Origin of the sequence: Ensifer sp. M14, from assembly GCF_003355565.1 — a bacterium.
Lineage (GTDB): Bacteria > Pseudomonadota > Alphaproteobacteria > Rhizobiales > Rhizobiaceae > Ensifer.
Genome location: NZ_QJNR01000018.1, coordinates 1 through 17,506, shown reverse-complemented (window position 1 = coordinate 17,506; position 17,506 = coordinate 1). Strand labels below are relative to the sequence as shown.

Sequence of the window (17,506 nt, the reverse complement as noted above, 5' to 3'; positions counted from 1 at the left end):
CGGGAACAAGATTCTGCGGGCTCCTGTCCAAAAAAACCGAGCCACTCAGAACTGAAGGAGACGAAGCCTTGAAAACAAGAAGTACCATAATAGCCACACTGTTAATCGGGTTCGCGTTAGCGGGTGCGACGCGCGCAGAAACACTGAGCTACGCCGACGCCGTCACGAAATTGGCGCAGGACTGCGGCGCCGACATCAAAAAGTTCTGCCACGGCCTCAATCTCGGCAACGGACGGATTGCCGATTGCCTCCAGAAAAACGCAGCCAAAATCTCACCGGTCTGCATCGGATCGATCTCGACTGTGCTCACCTCCATCAGCCAGCGGGAGCAGGCCCAGGCGGCATACGCGAATGTCTGCAAACACGATATCGCACAGCGCTGCTCGAGCGTGAAGGGCGACGGCTACCGCCTGGCGTGCCTCATCAAGGCCGAAAAGCACGTGGGTAACGCGTGCAATCAGGCGATCACCGATGCCGGCTGGAGATAATCAAATGACCAGGTTTCGTTCCCTACTCCTCGCACTTTCACTCGCTGCATCGATGGCACCGGATTTCGCGGTCGCTCAGGAGGTCTCCGAACAACGGATCGTCTCAGGGCTTGGCAAGCTCGTTCGCGCGGCTCCGTTCATCGACCTCGCCATTCTCCGCCAGGAAGCTATAGACGGTGGCGGAGTGGCGATGGCATCACTTCCGAACTGGGGCAAGATCGCCAAGCTTCCGCAAATGGTTGTCGAGATCGACTTCGAGAACGACTCGGTCATGATCAAGCCGGAGTCCTACAGGACGCTCGGCTCGATTGCCGATGCGCTTCATCATCCAAATCTCTGGGCCTACAAGTTCCTGATTGTCGGCCACTCGAGTTCAACAGGCAGCGACAAACATAATCTGGAACTCAGCGAGAAACGGGCCTCAGCCATAGGGGAGATTCTCTCGACGACATTCGCAGTCGACCCTGATCGGCTCTACGCCGTTGGTGTCGGCGAGTATTTCCCAATCGACGGCTCGAAAGGCGATGCGGCCAGCAACAGACGCGTCCAGCTTGTCAACCTGGGTGTCTTCACGGCGCCGTAACGCAGCCTCCGTGCGGGAGACGACTAATTTAATGCGCGGCGGCTAGAACTAGTCGTCAGGGACGGCTGGCCACCCTGCCGAGTGACAAACGATCAGCCTGCGCTTGCGCCAAAGAAAGCGCAGGCACTGTGGACCGCTAGGCTCGCATGACGCGCCGAGGATTCCCATGGCTTCCACCGGACCACGTGAAGCCGGCAAGCTTCTTCCGAAGAGTGTCGTACTCAGTCGATGTTCGCACTTGCGGGATGAGGTTACCTAGTGAATGAACCAATGGCCACTGCTGGCCGGAGACAAGGAGAGGCGTCATGAAGATTGTTATTCGCAGGATGATGATGGCGACCGCCGTCATGCTGCTGACGACCGGAGCGGCCCATGCCGACCCGATCGAAGGCGATTTTAGAACCCCGAAGACAGGCGCAACGGCAAAGGTGGCAGCTTGCGGAGCTAGCTTCTGCATGACCTACACGAGCGGCGCGTTCAACGGCAAGCAGTTCGCCGCTTTCGCGTCCACTGGCAACGGAAAGTACTCCGGCAAGCTGATCGACTTCACCAACGGCGGCAAGGAGTATACCGGCAAGGCCGAGATCGCAGGCAGTGACATCAAGGTGAGCGGCTGCGTGATGGGCGGTCTGGTCTGTAAGGACGAAATCTTCAAGAGACTTTGACGTCACTGGTGGGACGGCGAGCCAACGGCGCAGGGGGGAACCTAAAGGCCCGCCGCCTACCGGGATACGCGGAGCCGCCCCTTTTTGTTGGCCGCAGTTTGGTACAGGCGGGTTATGAGTGTCGCCGCAAGTTTGAAGAAGGAGATCCGGAGTGTAGAGTTGACAACCCTGTTCTTTGCGGCGTGGTTCGGCGTGTTGGCGCTGCTCAAGGCATTTGTGCTGATTGGGTATAACATCGGTTTCGCCGGATTGTCGTTGGGCTGGTCGGCACACTTGTCGCCGCCAAGGCGTACCGATCCTCGAAAACATCCCCCTCGCGAAGTGGCTTCGCGGTCGATCAGGCCTGACTCATGTCGCGGTCCGCACTACCGTATACGGCCTTGCGGTGTTCGTGGTGCTCCTGATGGAGAAGGCCTTCGAGTGGGGGCACTCTCGCTGCTCGAAGGCATCGGCCTTACTCCGACACCGTTCCTGCCGAATCTGCTGCACGAAGAGGAGCTCGGGTTCGACGTTGGTTTTCAGGATCGCGGCCGCGTCGTTGTGTTGCAATTTCAGCTCGGCCATGAGCTCAGGCGATTTCACTGCAAGACGCCGTCAGCGGTCGTCAGTCAGGGGGCAGATAAGCCTTGAAGAGGCTGAGCAGGACACCCGCGGCGGCACAGACAATACTGGCATATCCAGAGTGGCCGGCCAAAGCGAACACATAGCTGTACCGTACCTCGTCGCCAACCACTGCGACTGACATCCTATCAACCGTACTGTGAAAACGAAGGCCAGCGATGCTACGCTCGATGGCCTGCCCCAAAATGTCGGCGCCCAGCACGTAGCGTCCGAAGCTGCCATAGTTGGCGATGTTCATCATCGGCGTGATCAGAATTCCGAAGTTGGCCCCACCGGCTGTACGCGCGGCCGCCTCGACGAAGCCGATTACCGCCGCGTGCGGGATGAAGCAGTTCTCCGCCTCAGCACGATTGGCCTGCAGCAGCGCCTTTTGCCCCATTTCACGGCGTATGAAGGCCGGCATGCCAGACAGGATGCGGTTGGAGATGACCGGGATCTCAGCCATGTCTGCAACACAGAAATAAGACAACCGTGGCGCAAAATGAGTGGTTTCGTATTGCGAATACTGTTTAGTGCCGTAAAACGTGTGGGTAGCACAAGTAGAGACTCGAACGTCTTGCGACCTTTAGGAGGGGTGCGACTATGACAACCAGACGGAACCTACTGCTGGCAGCCACAACTGTCGCGGCGACGACAGTGCCTGCATCGCCGGGAACATGGACACGGCCGCTTTCCTGCCGTTCTGGAGCAAGGGCAAGGACAACTTCCTTTCCGATCCGCCGAATGCCGACCTGTCGATCCTCGAAGGGGACAAGCTCCAACAGGTTGTCGTCGTCCTGGAGAATCCGGAACTGAACGACAATAACTTGACCTACACGGTCAAGGTGGTTGGTGGCGAAATGCCGGAGAAGGGCTCCGAGGTCTCTGTGTTCATCGATATCATCGGCATGCCGTTGACGCCACTCTCCTATGCGGGCGTGGCCAGGCGCGGCTACCGACGGGCATTTCTGTACTACCACCTGCCGGAATGCGGGAACGGACTTCGAGGCGATCTTGACTGCAGTCTAAAGCAGCTCCTGCTAATCGCTCGCCAACAAGACTGAACCGGACAATCGTGTCTAGGGTTTCGGAGCTGCCCCACAGCTCGCGTCGTTTCGATAGCTCATCGAATAATAAAGGTGTACGGCAGATGTTGACGAAGAGAGATCTACTTCGATCCACCGCGGTGATCGCCGCTAGCGCCGTGATTGCGAGGCCAAGCTTCGTGATGGCGCAAAGCTACCCGGGCATTGTCGAGGCAAAAGACATCGCCGAGGAGGGCTTCATCTATGGCCTGCCGCTCGTGATGAATTATGCGGTCATGCACGAGTTCGCCGTGGATCCGAAGTCCAGCCAGTTCAAGGCGCCATTCAATAAGATCGACAACATGCACCATGTCGCCACCCCGGCGGACACGGCAATCATTACGCCGAACAGCGACACGCCGTACTCCATTTTGTGGCTGGATTTGCGTGCCGAGCCGATGGTGATCACCGTGCCGGCGGTGGAGAAAGAGCGCTATTATTCGGTGCAGTTGATAGACGGTAACACCTATAACTTCGGCTATATCGGTAGCCGCGCTACGGGAAACGTTCCGGGTTCCTATCTGGTTGTTGGACCTGACTGGAAAGGCGAGGAGCCTGCCGGCATCAAACAAGTCTTCTCGTCAACCACGCCGTTCGTGTTCGCCAACTTTCGAACCCAGCTGATCAACGTTGAAGATGTGCCGAACGTGGAAAAGGTGCAGGCCGGCTACAACGTGCAGCCGCTCTCGGCCTTCTTAAAGCAACCCACACCGCCCGCCGCCCAGAAGATCGACTTCTTGCCGGCCACAACGCAGGGCATCAAAGACAACTTCTTCGACTATCTCGATGCCGCCCTCGAATTCGTGCCGCCCACGCAAGAGGACAAGGCCATTCGCGCCAAGCTCGCACGTATCGGTGTGGGCCCGGGTAAATCATTCGATTTCAAGGAGCTTCCGATCGCTCACAAACTAGAAATCGGCCTTGGTATGAAACGTGGTGATGACAAAGTCACGAAGTTCGCGGCCAGCGGAAACAAGGTGATCAACGGCTGGAGCGTCGGTTCGTTCTTTGGCGATCGCAACTTTTACAAGGGAGATTGGCTGAAGCGTGCCGCCGCGGCCAAGGCAGGGCTCTATGGGAACGACGCCGTGGAAGCCATGTACCCCTTCACCCGCACAGATGCGAAAGGTGAAACACTCGACGCCAGCAAGCATAACTACACGATCACTTTTCCCGCCGGACAACTCCCGCCGGTGAACTCTTTCTGGTCGGTGACGATGTACGACGGCAAGAGCCAGCTCCTGATCGAGAATCCGATCAATCGCTACCTCATCAACTCACCGATGTTGCCAGGCATGAAGAAGAACGAGGATGGTTCGCTCACCCTCCATATTCAGAAAGACAGCCCTGGCGCGGACAAGGAATCCAATTGGCTGCCTGCGCCGAATGGCACAATCTATCTCGTGATGCGCCTGTACTGGCCGAAGACGGAAGCGCCTTCTATATTGCCGGTCGGCGAAGGGACGTGGCAGCCGCCCGGCATCATTGTGGCCGAATAGTTCTCCCCCGACTGTGCTGATGTCTGGTTGGCGCCTCTGCTTCTTGTGGTCATCATGACCGAGGACAGTTGCCGCCGGCCGGCATTTCCACCGGCGGCGCAACACGGCGACTGGATTTGACGAACCCGGTCGGCTGTCCACCAAGGTGGAAATTGGCGGCTTCTGAAGTAGTTTTGGCATGAAATGGCAAGCGGCGATCTGAGGCCTATTGTAACGCTGTAGTCGAGTAACGAACGAAATGTAGATAGACGCTTCCCCCCTTGTTCGATCCCGAAGTATAAACAACCACGATTAGATCTTTTAGCCCTCCAGTTGAAAGCCCTGTCGTTGTTCCAACAGCTGAAGTGCAGTTCTTGTCGAACAGGAGTGAATAGTTGAAGCGCTACCTACCCCTGGACGCCAACGGTGGCGCGAAATCAAGACCGTATTTATCCTTGGTCGTTGGCCTAAGCGTCACTCTGCTCTCTGCTTGTGCGAGCAGGCCGACAGGCGTCCTCGTGCCAGTCGCAGCCGTCTCGTCGGCGAGCCAGGTTGAGATGTTGATCGCGACGACGCGGGGTCGAGCCACAAAGCGAGGCGAAATGTTTAGCGGCGAGCGCGCGCCTAGTCCGACCTTTGCGGACATTACGGTGTCGATCCCGCCTGACGCTGCCCGTGAGGCGGGCGAAGTCGCCTGGCCACGCAAACTTCCGCCCAACCCGAAGACGGACTTCGCAACGCTGAAAGCTGAGGAAATCGACCGCGCGACGGCTGAAAGCTGGTTGAACACCAAGGTGCGTAAGAGCCCGGATGGTAGCGTCCTTGTCTTCATCCACGGGTTCAACAATCATTTTGAGGATGCAGTCTTCCGCTTCGCGCAGATCGTCCACGATTCAGGTGCCCGGAGTGTGCCGGTGCTCGCAACGTGGCCGTCTCGCGGCAGCCTTCTGGCCTATGGCTACGACCGCGAAAGCACGAACTATACGCGCAATGCCGTGGAAAACCTGTTCCAGTATCTGGCGCGCGATCCGGAGGTGAAGGAGGTCTCGATCCTCGCGCATTCGATGGGCAATTGGCTTGCGCTTGAATCCTTGCGCCAGATGGCCATCCGCAACGACGGGCTTCCGAGCAAGTTCAAGAATGTCATGTTGGCGGCGCCGGATGTCGACGTCAACGTTTTCAGCTCGCAGATTGCCGATATGGGCAAACAACGCCCGCGCTTTACCCTCTTCGTTTCCCGCGATGATCGCGCTCTTGCGGTTTCTCAGCGTGTCTGGGGCAATGTCTCCCGATTGGGCGCCATTGATCCGGAGCAGTCTCCCTACAAGGAGGAACTGGCAGCGAACGAGATCTCGGTCATCGATCTCACCAGGATCAAAGCGGGCGACAATCTCCACCACACCAAGTTTGCAGAGTCGCCGGAGATCGTCCAACTGATCGGCACCCGCCTGTCGAGCGGACAGACCTTGACCGACAACCGCCTGGGACTTGGCGATCACATCGTGGCAGCGACCGCGGGAGCCGCGCAAACGGTTGGAACCGCCGCCGGCCTGGTTGTTTCCGCTCCGGCCGCCATCGTCGATCAGAATACAAGGCAGAACTACTCTCGCCATGTCGAAATGCTCGTCGGGCCATCCGGTAGAAGGAACACGACCAACAGCATTTGCGAAAAGAATAATCGGGCTGGGAGCAAGCATTGTGGCCACTAGCCAGACAGACCTTCGCGAGAACCAAACTGGTCAGATGGGCTCTCCATCGAGGTCTGAATCGCAGCGCAAATCGAGCTTGGCCGCATCGGCGACCACCAATGGGAGATAGCATGAAATTATACGTACTTCGCGCTCTGGCGGCGATCGGAACATGTCTCGTTGGTAATGCAGCGATGGCTGCGGACATCTATTCGCCGATGACGCCGGAGGTTCAGCAGACGACCACGGCGGGTGGCTGGACCTTTTCTTTTGCGCCCTATTTCTGGGCAGCAGGTTTGTCGGGGGAACTCGGGCAATTCGGCTTGCCTGCCGTAGACGTCGATGCCAGTTTCAGCGACATCTTCGATCACCTCGATTTCGGCGCCATGGCGATGGGCGAGGCCCGTAATGGACCCTACAGCATCTTCGGCGATGTCATGTATACCAAGATTTCGGGGCAGGCTGGCACGCCAAGAGGCATCCTTGCCACAGACGTCGAGCTCAGATCCGAGACTTTTGCCGGGATGCTCGGTGCAGGGTACTCCGTTTTCGAGAACAGCACTGCCCGGCTCGAAATCGTCGGCGGCCTGCGCGTGTGGTCCGTCGAGAGCGAGCTCTCCTTCAGCGGTGGCATTCTCGACGGGCGTTCAAGAAGCGATGATGCAACTTGGGTGGATGGTTTGGCCGGCTTTCGTGGCACCTATTCGCTCACTCCCGAAATCTACCTGACAGGGTGGGGTTTCATTGGTGCAGGTGGCGCCGATCTCGACTGGGACGTCGCGGCGACGATCGGCTACCGGTTCAGCGACACGATTTCGGCGGTTGCCGGTTACCGCGCCCTCGGTGTGGACTACAGCGACGACGGGTTCGTGTTCGACACCGTTCAGCAGGGGCCGATCCTCGGTCTGGCCGTACGGTTTTAGGATGCTCATGTGCCGTTCGCGACGGTCAGCGGACGTTTATAGACAACGAGCGGACAGATGGTGGTCCGCTGACTGCGCCGTTAGGCGAGCTGCACCACTGCGTCTTGAGGCAAAGCAGCACGGAAAACCTTCGAATCCAGGGGCTGAGGTCACAATATGAAGCCGCACTACAGAATTATTTGTTTGACTGTTTCTTTGATGGCCACCGTCGGGTCAGCCGTTGCTCAAGAGTCCGGTGCTGACCTCGCCAAGAAGCTCAGCAATCCGATTGCTTCGCTCATCAGCGTGCCCTTTCAGGTCAACTATGATCGCGGTTACGGCCCGGAAAATGGCAACCGCGAAGTCCTCAACATCCAACCGGTCATCCCAATCTCGCTAAACGAAGACTGGAACATCATCTCGCGCACAATCTTGCCGGTGATCTCGCAAAATGACATAGCGGGGCAATCCGGGCACCAGTTCGGTCTCGGCGATATCACCCAGAGCCTTTTCGTTTCCCCCAAGCAACCTGGCCCAGGCGGGATCATCTGGGGCGCTGGGCCGGTCTTCCTGATTCCAACAGCGACCGATGAGCTACTTGGGAGTGGAAAATGGGGAGCTGGCCCCACGGCTGTCGCCTTGAAACAGGAAGGACCCTGGACATACGGGATACTGGCCAACCATATCTGGTCTTTCGCCGGCCAAAGCGACCGGCAGGATGTCAGTTCGACGTTTCTGCAGCCATTCGTTTCCTATACGACACCCGATGCATGGACTTTTTCGCTGAACACTGAAAGCTCATACGACTGGATGCAGGACGAGTGGTCGGTTCCGGTCAATTTTCAGGTGTCAAAACTGATGAAATTCGGTGAGCAGCCCGTGAGCTTCACAGCGGGTGCGCGGTACTGGGCACTGGCACCTGAAAACGGGCCGCAAGGATGGGGTTTCAGAGCGGCTGTAACGTTCTTGTTCCCGAAGTGACGGCGGAGCGGCCGCTTGAACCGCGACTGTCTGGAGCCCGTGGAAACTCTGCAACAATACTCGCTAAGGGGATTTGATGGTGACGGGAAACAGGTGATTTCCGCGCAGCGTCCTCGAAGATCAACTTGATCTCGTAAAGAGGGCGATTTTCTGCGCGACAAACTCTGTCGGAAATGTGACATCACGCGACAAATCCAGGGCGGCGCCGGTAGGCAGCCATCACCGATGCCCGTCTGGATTGATCAGGCTGGGAGTGGCGAACTCCCGCCATCTTGGTGAGTCACGGAATGTTTCCCAGCGGGTTACAGAAGATCGCATAATGTATCGTCGGGAATGAGGAACATTTGCGTCTCTAAGGTTCCAAGCCGCTACTTCACTCGTCCAGCTCTCGCAACTTTTCTGACGGTATGATCGCTAACGGAGTTAACTCGGAAGGCTGCGGCTTTGCCACGTTTGGCTCAGCTCTTGGTTCAAGAGGTTGAGCGAGCCAAACAAAATGCATCGGTTTTTCAAATCGTTATGGTGATTCTTCTGTCGATTTGGCGCAAGATTTTGGCTCATGATTGCCGGATAGGCTTCTGTTTGCGCCAAACTAAGGGAGGCTGTAGCGTGTACCACTCCGAACACCCTTCGGTTTCAAGCTGCCGTCCCTAACCAACTGTTCGACACTTCTTCGAATCCGGGACCGCGGGATCTCTAGGCCAACCCGTTTGTGAATGTCTCCAATCTTTGACCCCGGATACCGCCCGACGTCTTCAATGATAAGGGCGAGCAACCTGTGCGGTTCGATGCGTTTCAGGGTCGTTCCGCCGATGAAATCATGGCGGCGCAACAGAGCTGGATCTACAAAATAGCGCGTCGCTTGGGTCCGCCCAGCGCTTTGCACCAATTGCCATTCTAACAAGCGCTTGATCCAAGGCTGCAGCGCCTCGATCGAAGGAAGCTCAAGTTGTGCGGCAAGCTCGCGAGCCGTCAGTGCATCATGTTGGGCAAGCAGGCCGAGGGCAATGCGCTCGCGTTGTGTGAGTTGAAAGGTGTCGTCTGCTTTAGCGATAAAGTCGATAATCTCCGGCTTCAGGATACGCCGGCGTATGGTGACTTGCACTCGATCGTGACCCTCGACCAGTTCGGGCGCCGGGCGACCATGAGACAGCAGCACCTCATAAATCTTATCGTAACCGCTGCCTTCCCGCTCCATCAGCCTGAGATCGTGGAAAAGTCGAGCTAAATGCTCGTTGCGGCGCACGGTGGTATGCAGCACGTTCTGTGGGGTGACGCCGAGAGGAAGCAGCCCCGGATTCACGACCTCCAGTCGATCCGGGTGCAAGTTCAGGAATATGTCGCCTCGTTGCGTATAGGGCCGGTGAACTAGGGCGTTGACCAACAGTTCGCGCACCACCACTTCGTCAAAGGCCGGCACATTCTGTCGAAAGAGTCCGTCGGGCAGTTCGTAGGACTCTTTGAAATCAGGTACCTCCTGCCAAATCGCCTCAATAACCTCCATGGGATTCAGAAGGTGGTCATCCCAGACCAGCTTGTTAACCTTTTGCCCATGTTCGTCGTATTTGATGAACTGAACCACTGGGGCAGTTGTCAACTGCGCTCGTCGAAACTGTTGTCCCACACAAAGTGTGCCGAGATTGGTGAGAAGGGGCCCCTGCGCCATTTGGTAATGATCCAGCAATTCGTCAGGGGTTTTCTCCTTCACCGAGGATTTGACCCGGTCCGAGGCGCGTAGCGCCGCTACGACGGCCTGGAGCTTCGAGGGCTCGGCGTCGGATCTCGGCACACCCAGAGATGTCTGGGTTTCCCATGGCAACGCCGCGCGTTCGGATGCCAAGCGCAATACGTCATCGCCGGTTACCGGTTTGCTTTGGTCCGCCACGCGAAGATAGTAACGGCCATCCGTAGTGGAGGCGACAGCAGTTGACCGCGGAACAGTGAGTTTGATGTATTGGCCGCCGTTTGCTGCGGTTGCGACATTCGGCAACACTGTCACGTTGACGGTCCTTTCCGCGAGCTTGCGTCGCAGCAGATCGGGGAGGTCCGGGGGAATTCGTTGTTCGGGTGGCGGCAATTTCTCGCCATCCTCAACTCCGATACTTAGTGTACCGCCCGCCGCATTGGCAAATGCCACGCAGTCCTTCGCCAGTTCGCTCCAATCAGCGGTTTTCCCGGTCACGGACCGCATCGATTTTTGGTCGTGGAGCTGACCTTCTAAACTCAAAACTGTTCCCTCTGTCTCGGGTGGGCTCCACGCGCAGCGGCGAATGACGGTCTACGCGCTTACGTTGGGTCTTAGCAGTCCTAATGCCACGCCACGACTGTGATGTCACCAGCGCCTGGCAGATGCAGTGCCGTGCCAGGGCGCAGAGGCTCAATTGGGGGGCCGACGGTTCAATCCCGTTCAAAAGCGTCAAGTTTTGAATTCGCTTGGCTTCAACTCATGCATCCGCTGATCTTGCTTCAGCCTTTCGATTTCTCCCGCGCTGATGCCTAAGCGGCCGCTCGTGTGGTGGAGCAAGGTAGATTTCCAACAAACGCAATCCGAGGATCAGTGCCGAATTGATGACCAAATATATGGCGGCTACCATGCAGAATACCTGGATGACGGCGAAGGTCTTGCTCATCAGATCCTTTGCTACACCGGTCAGTTCCATCACCGTGATGGTGCTGGCGAGCGACGTCGCCTTGAGCGACACGACGATCTCGTTGCTGTAGGCCGGCAAAGCGCGTCTCACAGCTATCGGAGCGGTGACGAGAAAAAAGACCTTGATCGACGACAGTCCCAGCGCGCGGGCTGCCTCGATCGCGCCTTTGGGCACGGCGGCCAGACCGCCGCGCATCACCTCGGCCGTATATGCGCCCGAGCAAAGGCTCATGGCGATCACAGCACAGGCGAAAGGCTCCCTCAACAGGATCCATGCTGGACTTTCGCGCAGCCATGCGAACTGGCTGAGGCCATAGTAAAGTACGAAGATCTGAACCAGCAGCGGCGTGGAGCGGAACGCTTGAACATAGGCTGATGCGATAGCCCGAAGAGACCCATGACGCGAAGCACGCGCCCAAGTGGCAATACCCGCCAGGACGAAACCAAGTGGGAGGGTTGCTGCCGCCAGTGCCAATGTGACCCAGATTGCGCCAGCCAGTTCGCTAGCAACGTGTAGTGTCGTTTCGAAATCCATGATCAGCCCCAGCGCATTCTGTTCTCGACGGCGACGAACACCCGCGAGGATACGGCGACAAGCACGAAATAGATGACAGCCGCGGCGCCGTAAAAGACGAAGGGTTGTCCGGTCGTGCGCCCGGCGAGGCCGACGACCCGCATAAGCTCGGCCACAGAGATCACGGAAAGCAGTGTCGTTTCCTTGATGGCCATGATCCAGACATTGCCCAGGCCCGGCAGGGCCTGCCGGAACATTTGCGGCATGATGACCAAATAGAGTCCCAGAAACGGACGGAGGCCGAGCGCGGCGAAAGCCTCGAACTGCCCGGCTGGAATTGTGCCGTGCGCGCCGCGGAACACTTCGGAGCTATAGGATGCCGAGACGAGGGTGACGGCCATCACGCCGACCGAAAACGCGTCTATCTCGATGTAGCCGGTGTAACCGAAACCGCGCGCGACCCACATCAGCGCCCCGTTGGTTCCGAAAAAGAGAAGGAAAATGACGAGCAAGGGCGGCACTCCTCGCATCACCGTCGTATAGAGGTTGGCTGCGCCCGCGATCCAGCGATTGCTTCCGAGCTTCGCCAGTGCAATCGCAAACCCAAGGGCGACACCGAGAACGTAGCCGAGGCTCGCGCAGGTTACGGTGACGCCGAGCCCGAAAAGGAGCGGCCTGGACCAGCCCTGATCGCCCCAGGCCAGCATTTGAAGAATGGACGGGTCAGCAGCCATCAAAAATCATTCCCCGCAGATTTTCGGGTCGGCCTTGGTCGAGATATCGAAACCAAACCATTGCTGCGAAATCCGTGTGACTTCGCCGTCTTTCTTCAGTTGGCAAAGGGCCACGTCCCATGCTTTGCGAAGCTCCGTGGTATCCTTGCGCATCAGTCCGCCGACACCGACGCCGAGATAGTCGAACTGCTCGAAATCAAGATTGGGTGACAGGATCTCGATCGTTTCGCCTTGTGACGAACCCGTGAGAGCTATCCACGGGGAACGCCCCGCAAGTGCGGCGTCAATCCTTCCAGCCAATAGGTCGAGATTGAGGCTGTCCTGATTGTCGTAGAGGCGGACGTTAACTTCGCCCTTCAGTTCATTGTCCATGAACTTTTGACTTTGCGTGCCGGATTGGACGCCGACCGTCTTGCCTACCAGCGCATTCTTGAGCTCTGTCCAGGAGCTTTTCCCGTTCAGGCCGGAATTCTTGGCGGCCGCAAAATTGATCGGTAGGTTGCCGTAGCTCTGCGTGAAGGCAAGGCGTTTCTGCCGCTCTGGGGTGATCGATATCCCACCGACGAGGATGTCATATTTGCCCTGCTCAAGAGCGGGAATCTGTCCTTCCCAGGGTTGGGCGGTGAAGCGGCAGCTGCGCTGCATTCGCTGACACACGAGCCTTGCCAGTTCAATATCGAAACCGGTCAGTTCTCCCGCAGGCGTCATCGAGGTCCAGGGAAGATAGCCGCCATCCGTTCCGATGCGCACTTCAGGTAAGTCCTCAGCCAAGACTGGCGTCGCGCATAATGCTGCAAGCGTCAATGCTGCGACCAGTTCCGTCCATTTTGCTTTCATGATTGTCCCCCTCATTGTATTTGTGTTGGTAGGTTCAAAAGCGTTCGGGTCGGTCGTCCGTGCCGAGGTCCCAGAACAGGCCTGCCATGATTGCAAGACCCTCTGCGACAAGTGGCGTCAGCAGATGTTCGTCCGGCGCATGCTGACAGCATCCCGAATAGGAGTGCGGCACCCAGACCGTTGGAATTCCTAACAGATCTGCGAAGCAATCGTTCGGTAGAGAGCCTCCGGCATTCGGCAAAATTGTCGGTTCCACCGCCGTCGTCCTTCGAACGGACGCGGCCGCCCAGCGCATCAAGGGATGCTCGGGATCGAGGCGTGTGGCGCCCCATTCCAGTTCCGTTGCCTTTGGGACGACGGCGACATTGCCAAAGCCGTTTTCGTCGAGGTAGGCGCGAATTGTCTGCATGAAGCCCGCCGGATCGGTATCGACGGTGTAACGGATCTGCAGTCGTGCAGATGCGCGGGGCGGAATGGCATTGATCGGTAGAGCCGGCGTGCCTGCCGTCATCGCCAAGACTTCGAGCGCCGTCCAGCCGAAGACGCGTTGCGATGGCGTCAATCCCGGCTCGCCCCACCAGCCGTCAAGCTCCGGGCCGCCGCTCTCGGCTTGAAGCTCTATTCGACCGAGTGCGGCCATGACGCCTGGAGGAACTTCAGTCGGAAGAATTCCTCGAACATTGATTTGACCGGTCGCCGACACCAGGCTGGAGATGGCGTTGGCGAGGATCACGGCCGGGTTGGCAATCAGGCCGCCCCAATTGCCGGAATGATGTGCGCCAGCCCTGAGATCGCAGATCAGATCGAAATCAACAGTTCCACGGGTGCCACCATCAAGTGTCGCGCGGTCGCGGGCCAGGCGAGGTCCGTCCGATGAGATCAGCCAATCGGCCTTGAGCTTCGAACGATGTTCCGAACAAATCTGGTGAAGTCCGGCCGAACCGGTCTCCTCAGAGGTTTCGATAAGCACCACGACGTTAAAGCCGAGGGATCCGCGCGTCGCCAGAACCGCTTCCAGAGCCAGCATCACGATTGTGTGCTGGCCCTTGTTGTCGGCGGTACCGCGACCGTAGAGGCGGTCGCCCTCGACACTCACGCGCCAGGGATCACGGCCATTCGACCATGCGCCTTCCATGCCAGCCACCACGTCTGCATGTCCGTAGACGAGCAGTGTCGGCAGATGTCCTGCTTCGTCGCGCCGCGCGATCAGCAGCGGGCCGCCCATGGGATCCGGGTTGTCCAGAATGTCGCCAGTAAAGCCGAGGCTTGTGAGATCCAGCCTGAACTCGTTTAAATAACGCACGCATTCCGGGCGCCGTGCGGGATTCTGGCTTTCGGTCGCGATTGCGACGCGGCGTGTCAAATCGGCCAGAAAGCGCCCGTTGGCCAGATAGGCGACGGCGGTGGCTATAGATTGATCCCTAGACATAATCCTGCTCATTCATTGCGTTGACAGCACGATGTCACGCGGACGAATATGCAAGCAAACCAAAAGTTCTCTCGGTTACCCTTAGCTGGATTGAGTCTCGACATGGCCCGTCATTTACCACCGCTGCCCGCACTGCGCGCTTTCGAAGCTGCGGCGCGCCATCTGAGCTTCGCCAGGGCGGCTGGTGAGCTGAGCGTGACCCCGGGTGCAGTCAGTCATCACATGAAACAGCTCGAAGAGTGGGTCGGTGGACCGCTGTTTGAACGGCGCGCCAATGGCGTGGGATTGACGGAGACCGGCCGGGTCTTTGCAACGCGCCTCGGTGCGATCTTCGATCAACTCACCGCCGTCGGCGCTGCGGCACGAGTGCCCGGCGGGCTCAGCACCGTCACCGTTCGTTGCCAGTTTTCACTCGCAACGAAGTGGCTTGCACCCCGCATTGGCAAGTTTCGCAAGGCCCATCCCGACATCTCCGTGGCTGTCATGGCTCTGCCGCACCGGTGGAGCGCTAGGGAACCGGATCCGGATCTTGCAATCTATCATGGCCGTGGAACGATTCCGGGCGTCCGACAGGATACGCTGATCAATGGCAGCCTGATTGTCGTCGGTTCGCCCGACTTGGCGGCCACCCTCCCGCCTGCGTCGACACCTGCTGACTTGTTGTCCCGGCCCCTGATCAAGGTGGATTATGCCGAACCGGGCTGGCACGATGAAGGGTGGGAAGCATGGTTTGCTGCAACTGGGTTTGGGCATCTCGAACTGCGGTCAACATTGTCGTTCAATCTGGTGCACCTTGCGATCGATGCCTGTCTGTCGGGCGCCGGCTTCGCTCTGGTTCCAGATTTCCTGGTCGAGACCGAACTATGCACCGGGCGGCTGGTCGATGCCTTCGGGATATCGCTGCCGATTAGGCAGCCCTATGTCATCATGACACCCGACGCTAATCTTGCGCGACCAGAGGTTGCGATCTTAAGAAGCTGGCTCTTGGATCAAGGTCTTGCGACGGCGAAACTGGGGTAACCAGTCCCGCATGTGCTTTTCGAGCCGTATTTGGTACTCCAACCTCTCGCTAGAGAGGAGGACCGCCGCGCCGCGAACCCATTTTAACGAGGTTCCAAAATGCCGCGAATTGCGTTTGCCTCACTCGTTCCAACTTCGATTATGAATGCGTTCGAGCAGGGTGCCTTCGCCAAAGGTGGAGTTGTCCCAGGTACAGCCGGATGCTTACGGCCATGTACCTAGTCAACGCGATGTAGAGCAACACCCCAGGCCCGAAGGCTTACAGCCACGTCTCAGATCAATATGCACCGTTCGCAACCCAGATGATTCCCGCCACGGCGAGCCAAGCGCCTTACAACCTCGATGGCCTGCTCATGAAAGGGTGCCTGGCCAGATCGGTGCCCTATGCGCCACCCAATCTGGCCGGCAGTAAACGCACGCTGGTCCCAATCTCGACGCCGCAATCGACGCCAATGCCGAACGACACTCCTCCCATCACTGCCGGGGGCAATCACGGGAGGGAAAATGAAGGTCGTGGGACCCGCTATGAAGCCGTGAGCGGAAAAGTCTCATTGCTTATCTAGATCAGGAAAAACGCGGAGGCTCTTGGCGCACCGAAGCCTCCGTGCAGGAAAGCGACGACGCTACGTCGTGCCGCGTTAGAAACCGACGTGCAGATGCTTGTGCCAGTCACTGCTTCGCGAGGTAGAAATTCCGGAGCGCTGTCTGTCCTTTGGCGTCGATGCCGAGTCCTTCGGAAAAATAGAGATCGATCGAGCCATATTTCGACTGAACTTCGTCGAAAGACGCCTGAAGGTAGTCCGATTTTACGCCAAGAAGTGCGGTCATGATCTCTTCATCGCCGCCCGCAGCCACGAATGCGTCGATGGTCTTCTTGTAGGCAGGGAGGATGTAGTCGTTACTGCGGAGGAAATCCTCCATCACTTTGTCCCGCGGAACGCCGAGCAGCGACAAAAGAGCAGCAGCTGCCCAACCCGTTCGATCCTTGCCCGTGGTGCAATGGAAGAGCGACGGGTTGTCGCTCTCACCAAGGGAAAGGAAGAGCCGGCGATAGGCCGTCTTCGCGCTCGGCAACGAGACGAAGTCTCTATAAGCCTGTTCAAACATCGCCTCCGCTTTTCCGCCACCGAGGGCGGCATTTGCCTGCTTTGGGTCGAGCAGAAGCTTTTCCAACCGTGCCAAGCTCGATTGGTCTGCATCAGCGAGAACATTGAGCCAGACATTGGTGATCCCTGCCGGCAATTTGTCGGGGCGAGCACTGCGCTCGTCGGCCGTACGGAGGTCGAAATCGGTATTTAGGCCGAGCGCCACGATCTTCTTCAGATCATCGGGGCTGATCGGATTCAATTGGTCGGAGCGGTACAACAATCCCATCCGCACAACGCGACCGTCACCCGTGGCGTATCCGCCGACGTCGCGGAGGTTCGGCACCGAAACGATACCGAGACTTTGCCCAGGCGACCGCGGGGCCGCTTCATCGGCATTCGCTCTCGGTGCAACCGCCAAGAGGATCGCCAGCGCTGCTACTGTAATAGCGGCTCTCCGCGACAGGTACACCTTCATGCAGTGATCGGTATTCATGATGTCCGCCCCCAGTGTGCAACGTTGCGTTGCACCTGTCTGTTTAGACCACATCTGAGCTGCTGCGTCGAGATGGATCAGCTCGGGGGAAGGGCGGGTGCGAGGCTTGTGCCATCGCGTCATCGCGATCAAAGAACATTCGACCGCAGTAGCTTTGTTGTTGAGCCCAGCGGCCGTTTCGACGACCGGACAGATGTTCTCGTTTTGGGCTCAAGAGATCGCATAATGTATCGACTGGGAAGGAATCCGTTTCAGTTAGCGCTTAGCGCTC

The 17,506-nt window shown here is 58.1% G+C and carries 17 protein-coding genes and 1 pseudogene; 11 read left to right on the top strand and 7 right to left on the bottom strand.

Annotated elements, in window-relative coordinates:
- The first annotated feature begins 86 nt into the window (after positions 1-86).
- From BLJAPNOD_RS32560 to BLJAPNOD_RS35280, 4 genes are all read left to right on the top strand, one after another.
- Entirely contained in the window at positions 87-488 is a 402-nt protein-coding gene (locus BLJAPNOD_RS32560; protein ID WP_237244046.1) for a cysteine rich repeat-containing protein, read from the top strand.
- Positions 489-540: 52 nt separating this feature from the next.
- On the top strand, positions 541-1,071 hold the full coding sequence (locus BLJAPNOD_RS32555) for an OmpA family protein (RefSeq protein ID WP_237244047.1): 531 nt from the start codon (positions 541-543) through the stop codon (positions 1,069-1,071).
- 305 nt (positions 1,072-1,376) lie between these two features.
- Positions 1,377-1,736 (top strand): DUF2147 domain-containing protein, encoded by a 360-nt coding sequence (locus BLJAPNOD_RS32550; protein WP_115422869.1) that lies wholly within the window; start codon positions 1,377-1,379, stop codon positions 1,734-1,736.
- 159 nt (positions 1,737-1,895) lie between these two features.
- Positions 1,896-2,366, top strand: a complete 471-nt coding sequence (locus BLJAPNOD_RS35280; protein ID WP_147294626.1) for a hypothetical protein — start codon at positions 1,896-1,898, stop codon at positions 2,364-2,366.
- Here the strand turns inward: BLJAPNOD_RS35280 and BLJAPNOD_RS32535 are convergent.
- Positions 2,341-2,802, bottom strand: a complete 462-nt coding sequence (locus BLJAPNOD_RS32535; RefSeq protein WP_115422866.1) for an AraC family transcriptional regulator ligand-binding domain-containing protein — start codon at positions 2,800-2,802, stop codon at positions 2,341-2,343. The two genes, BLJAPNOD_RS35280 and BLJAPNOD_RS32535, sit on opposite strands and share 26 nt — an antisense overlap.
- Before the next feature lie 211 nt (positions 2,803-3,013).
- Between BLJAPNOD_RS32535 and BLJAPNOD_RS32530 the strand changes: the two genes are divergently transcribed.
- From BLJAPNOD_RS32530 to BLJAPNOD_RS32510, 5 genes are all read left to right on the top strand, one after another.
- Entirely contained in the window at positions 3,014-3,400 is a 387-nt protein-coding gene (locus BLJAPNOD_RS32530; protein ID WP_115422865.1) for a hypothetical protein, read from the top strand.
- An 86-nt stretch (positions 3,401-3,486) separates the two neighbouring features.
- Positions 3,487-4,920: a DUF1254 domain-containing protein gene (locus tag BLJAPNOD_RS32525; protein WP_115422864.1), complete on the top strand. Its 1,434-nt coding sequence runs from the start codon at positions 3,487-3,489 to the stop codon at positions 4,918-4,920.
- A 434-nt stretch (positions 4,921-5,354) separates the two neighbouring features.
- The gene (locus tag BLJAPNOD_RS32520; RefSeq protein WP_237244035.1) at positions 5,355-6,608 is read left to right on the top strand and encodes an alpha/beta hydrolase; all 1,254 of its coding nucleotides are present in this window, start codon (positions 5,355-5,357) and stop codon (positions 6,606-6,608) included.
- 110 nt (positions 6,609-6,718) lie between these two features.
- Positions 6,719-7,510 carry a hypothetical protein gene (locus tag BLJAPNOD_RS32515; protein ID WP_115422863.1) on the top strand — a complete coding sequence of 264 codons (792 nt, stop codon included), beginning with the start codon at positions 6,719-6,721 and terminating at the stop codon, positions 7,508-7,510.
- Positions 7,511-7,708: 198 nt separating this feature from the next.
- Positions 7,709-8,470, top strand: coding sequence for a transporter (locus BLJAPNOD_RS32510; RefSeq protein ID WP_115423172.1), 762 nt, complete (start codon positions 7,709-7,711; stop codon positions 8,468-8,470).
- A 592-nt stretch (positions 8,471-9,062) separates the two neighbouring features.
- Here the strand turns inward: BLJAPNOD_RS32510 and BLJAPNOD_RS32505 are convergent.
- The 5 genes from BLJAPNOD_RS32505 to BLJAPNOD_RS32485 form a co-directional block, all read right to left on the bottom strand.
- A complete protein-coding gene (locus tag BLJAPNOD_RS32505) occupies positions 9,063-10,697 on the bottom strand; it encodes an ATP-binding protein (protein WP_115422862.1) in 1,635 nt (544 codons plus the stop codon).
- A 217-nt stretch (positions 10,698-10,914) separates the two neighbouring features.
- Positions 10,915-11,655, bottom strand: a complete 741-nt coding sequence (locus tag BLJAPNOD_RS32500) for an ABC transporter permease subunit (RefSeq protein ID WP_115422861.1) — start codon at positions 11,653-11,655, stop codon at positions 10,915-10,917.
- Positions 11,656-11,657: 2 nt separating this feature from the next.
- On the bottom strand, positions 11,658-12,368 hold the full coding sequence (locus BLJAPNOD_RS32495; RefSeq protein ID WP_199566088.1) for an ABC transporter permease subunit: 711 nt from the start codon (positions 12,366-12,368) through the stop codon (positions 11,658-11,660).
- A gap of 6 nt (positions 12,369-12,374) precedes the next feature.
- Positions 12,375-13,205, bottom strand: a complete 831-nt coding sequence (locus BLJAPNOD_RS32490) for a transporter substrate-binding domain-containing protein (RefSeq protein WP_158407886.1) — start codon at positions 13,203-13,205, stop codon at positions 12,375-12,377.
- A gap of 34 nt (positions 13,206-13,239) precedes the next feature.
- Positions 13,240-14,634 (bottom strand): M20 family metallopeptidase, encoded by a 1,395-nt coding sequence (locus BLJAPNOD_RS32485; RefSeq protein ID WP_025430965.1) that lies wholly within the window; start codon positions 14,632-14,634, stop codon positions 13,240-13,242.
- 48 nt (positions 14,635-14,682) lie between these two features.
- Between BLJAPNOD_RS32485 and BLJAPNOD_RS32480 the strand changes: the two genes are divergently transcribed.
- Positions 14,683-15,654, top strand: a complete 972-nt coding sequence (locus BLJAPNOD_RS32480; RefSeq protein ID WP_081789074.1) for a LysR substrate-binding domain-containing protein — start codon at positions 14,683-14,685, stop codon at positions 15,652-15,654.
- 209 nt (positions 15,655-15,863) lie between these two features.
- A pseudogene (locus tag BLJAPNOD_RS32475) lies at positions 15,864-16,010 on the top strand (Tn3 family transposase); the annotation flags it as partial.
- A 313-nt stretch (positions 16,011-16,323) separates the two neighbouring features.
- Here the strand turns inward: BLJAPNOD_RS32475 and BLJAPNOD_RS32470 are convergent.
- On the bottom strand, positions 16,324-17,358 hold the full coding sequence (locus BLJAPNOD_RS32470) for a tyrosine-protein phosphatase (protein ID WP_244611209.1): 1,035 nt from the start codon (positions 17,356-17,358) through the stop codon (positions 16,324-16,326).
- Between the last annotated feature and the right edge of the window lie 148 nt (positions 17,359-17,506).

Excerpts from the sequence above, each read along its gene's own strand:
- BLJAPNOD_RS32555 (WP_237244047.1), top strand. The coding sequence starts at position 541 with ATGGCACCGGATTTCGCGGTCGCTCAGGAGGTCTCCGAACAACGGATC.
- BLJAPNOD_RS32550 (WP_115422869.1), top strand. The coding sequence starts at position 1,377 with ATGAAGATTGTTATTCGCAGGATGATGATGGCGACCGCCGTCATGCTG.
- BLJAPNOD_RS32535 (WP_115422866.1), bottom strand. The coding sequence starts at position 2,802 with ATGGCTGAGATCCCGGTCATCTCCAACCGCATCCTGTCTGGCATGCCG.
- BLJAPNOD_RS32530 (WP_115422865.1), top strand. The coding sequence starts at position 3,014 with ATGGACACGGCCGCTTTCCTGCCGTTCTGGAGCAAGGGCAAGGACAAC.
- BLJAPNOD_RS32525 (WP_115422864.1), top strand. The coding sequence starts at position 3,487 with ATGTTGACGAAGAGAGATCTACTTCGATCCACCGCGGTGATCGCCGCT.
- BLJAPNOD_RS32515 (WP_115422863.1), top strand. The coding sequence starts at position 6,719 with ATGAAATTATACGTACTTCGCGCTCTGGCGGCGATCGGAACATGTCTC.
- BLJAPNOD_RS32510 (WP_115423172.1), top strand. The coding sequence starts at position 7,709 with ATGGCCACCGTCGGGTCAGCCGTTGCTCAAGAGTCCGGTGCTGACCTC.
- BLJAPNOD_RS32500 (WP_115422861.1), bottom strand. The coding sequence starts at position 11,655 with ATGGATTTCGAAACGACACTACACGTTGCTAGCGAACTGGCTGGCGCA.
- BLJAPNOD_RS32495 (WP_199566088.1), bottom strand. The coding sequence starts at position 12,368 with ATGGCTGCTGACCCGTCCATTCTTCAAATGCTGGCCTGGGGCGATCAG.
- BLJAPNOD_RS32490 (WP_158407886.1), bottom strand. The coding sequence starts at position 13,205 with ATGAAAGCAAAATGGACGGAACTGGTCGCAGCATTGACGCTTGCAGCA.
- BLJAPNOD_RS32485 (WP_025430965.1), bottom strand. The coding sequence starts at position 14,634 with ATGTCTAGGGATCAATCTATAGCCACCGCCGTCGCCTATCTGGCCAAC.
- BLJAPNOD_RS32480 (WP_081789074.1), top strand. The coding sequence starts at position 14,683 with ATGCAAGCAAACCAAAAGTTCTCTCGGTTACCCTTAGCTGGATTGAGT.
- BLJAPNOD_RS32470 (WP_244611209.1), bottom strand. The coding sequence starts at position 17,358 with ATGACGCGATGGCACAAGCCTCGCACCCGCCCTTCCCCCGAGCTGATC.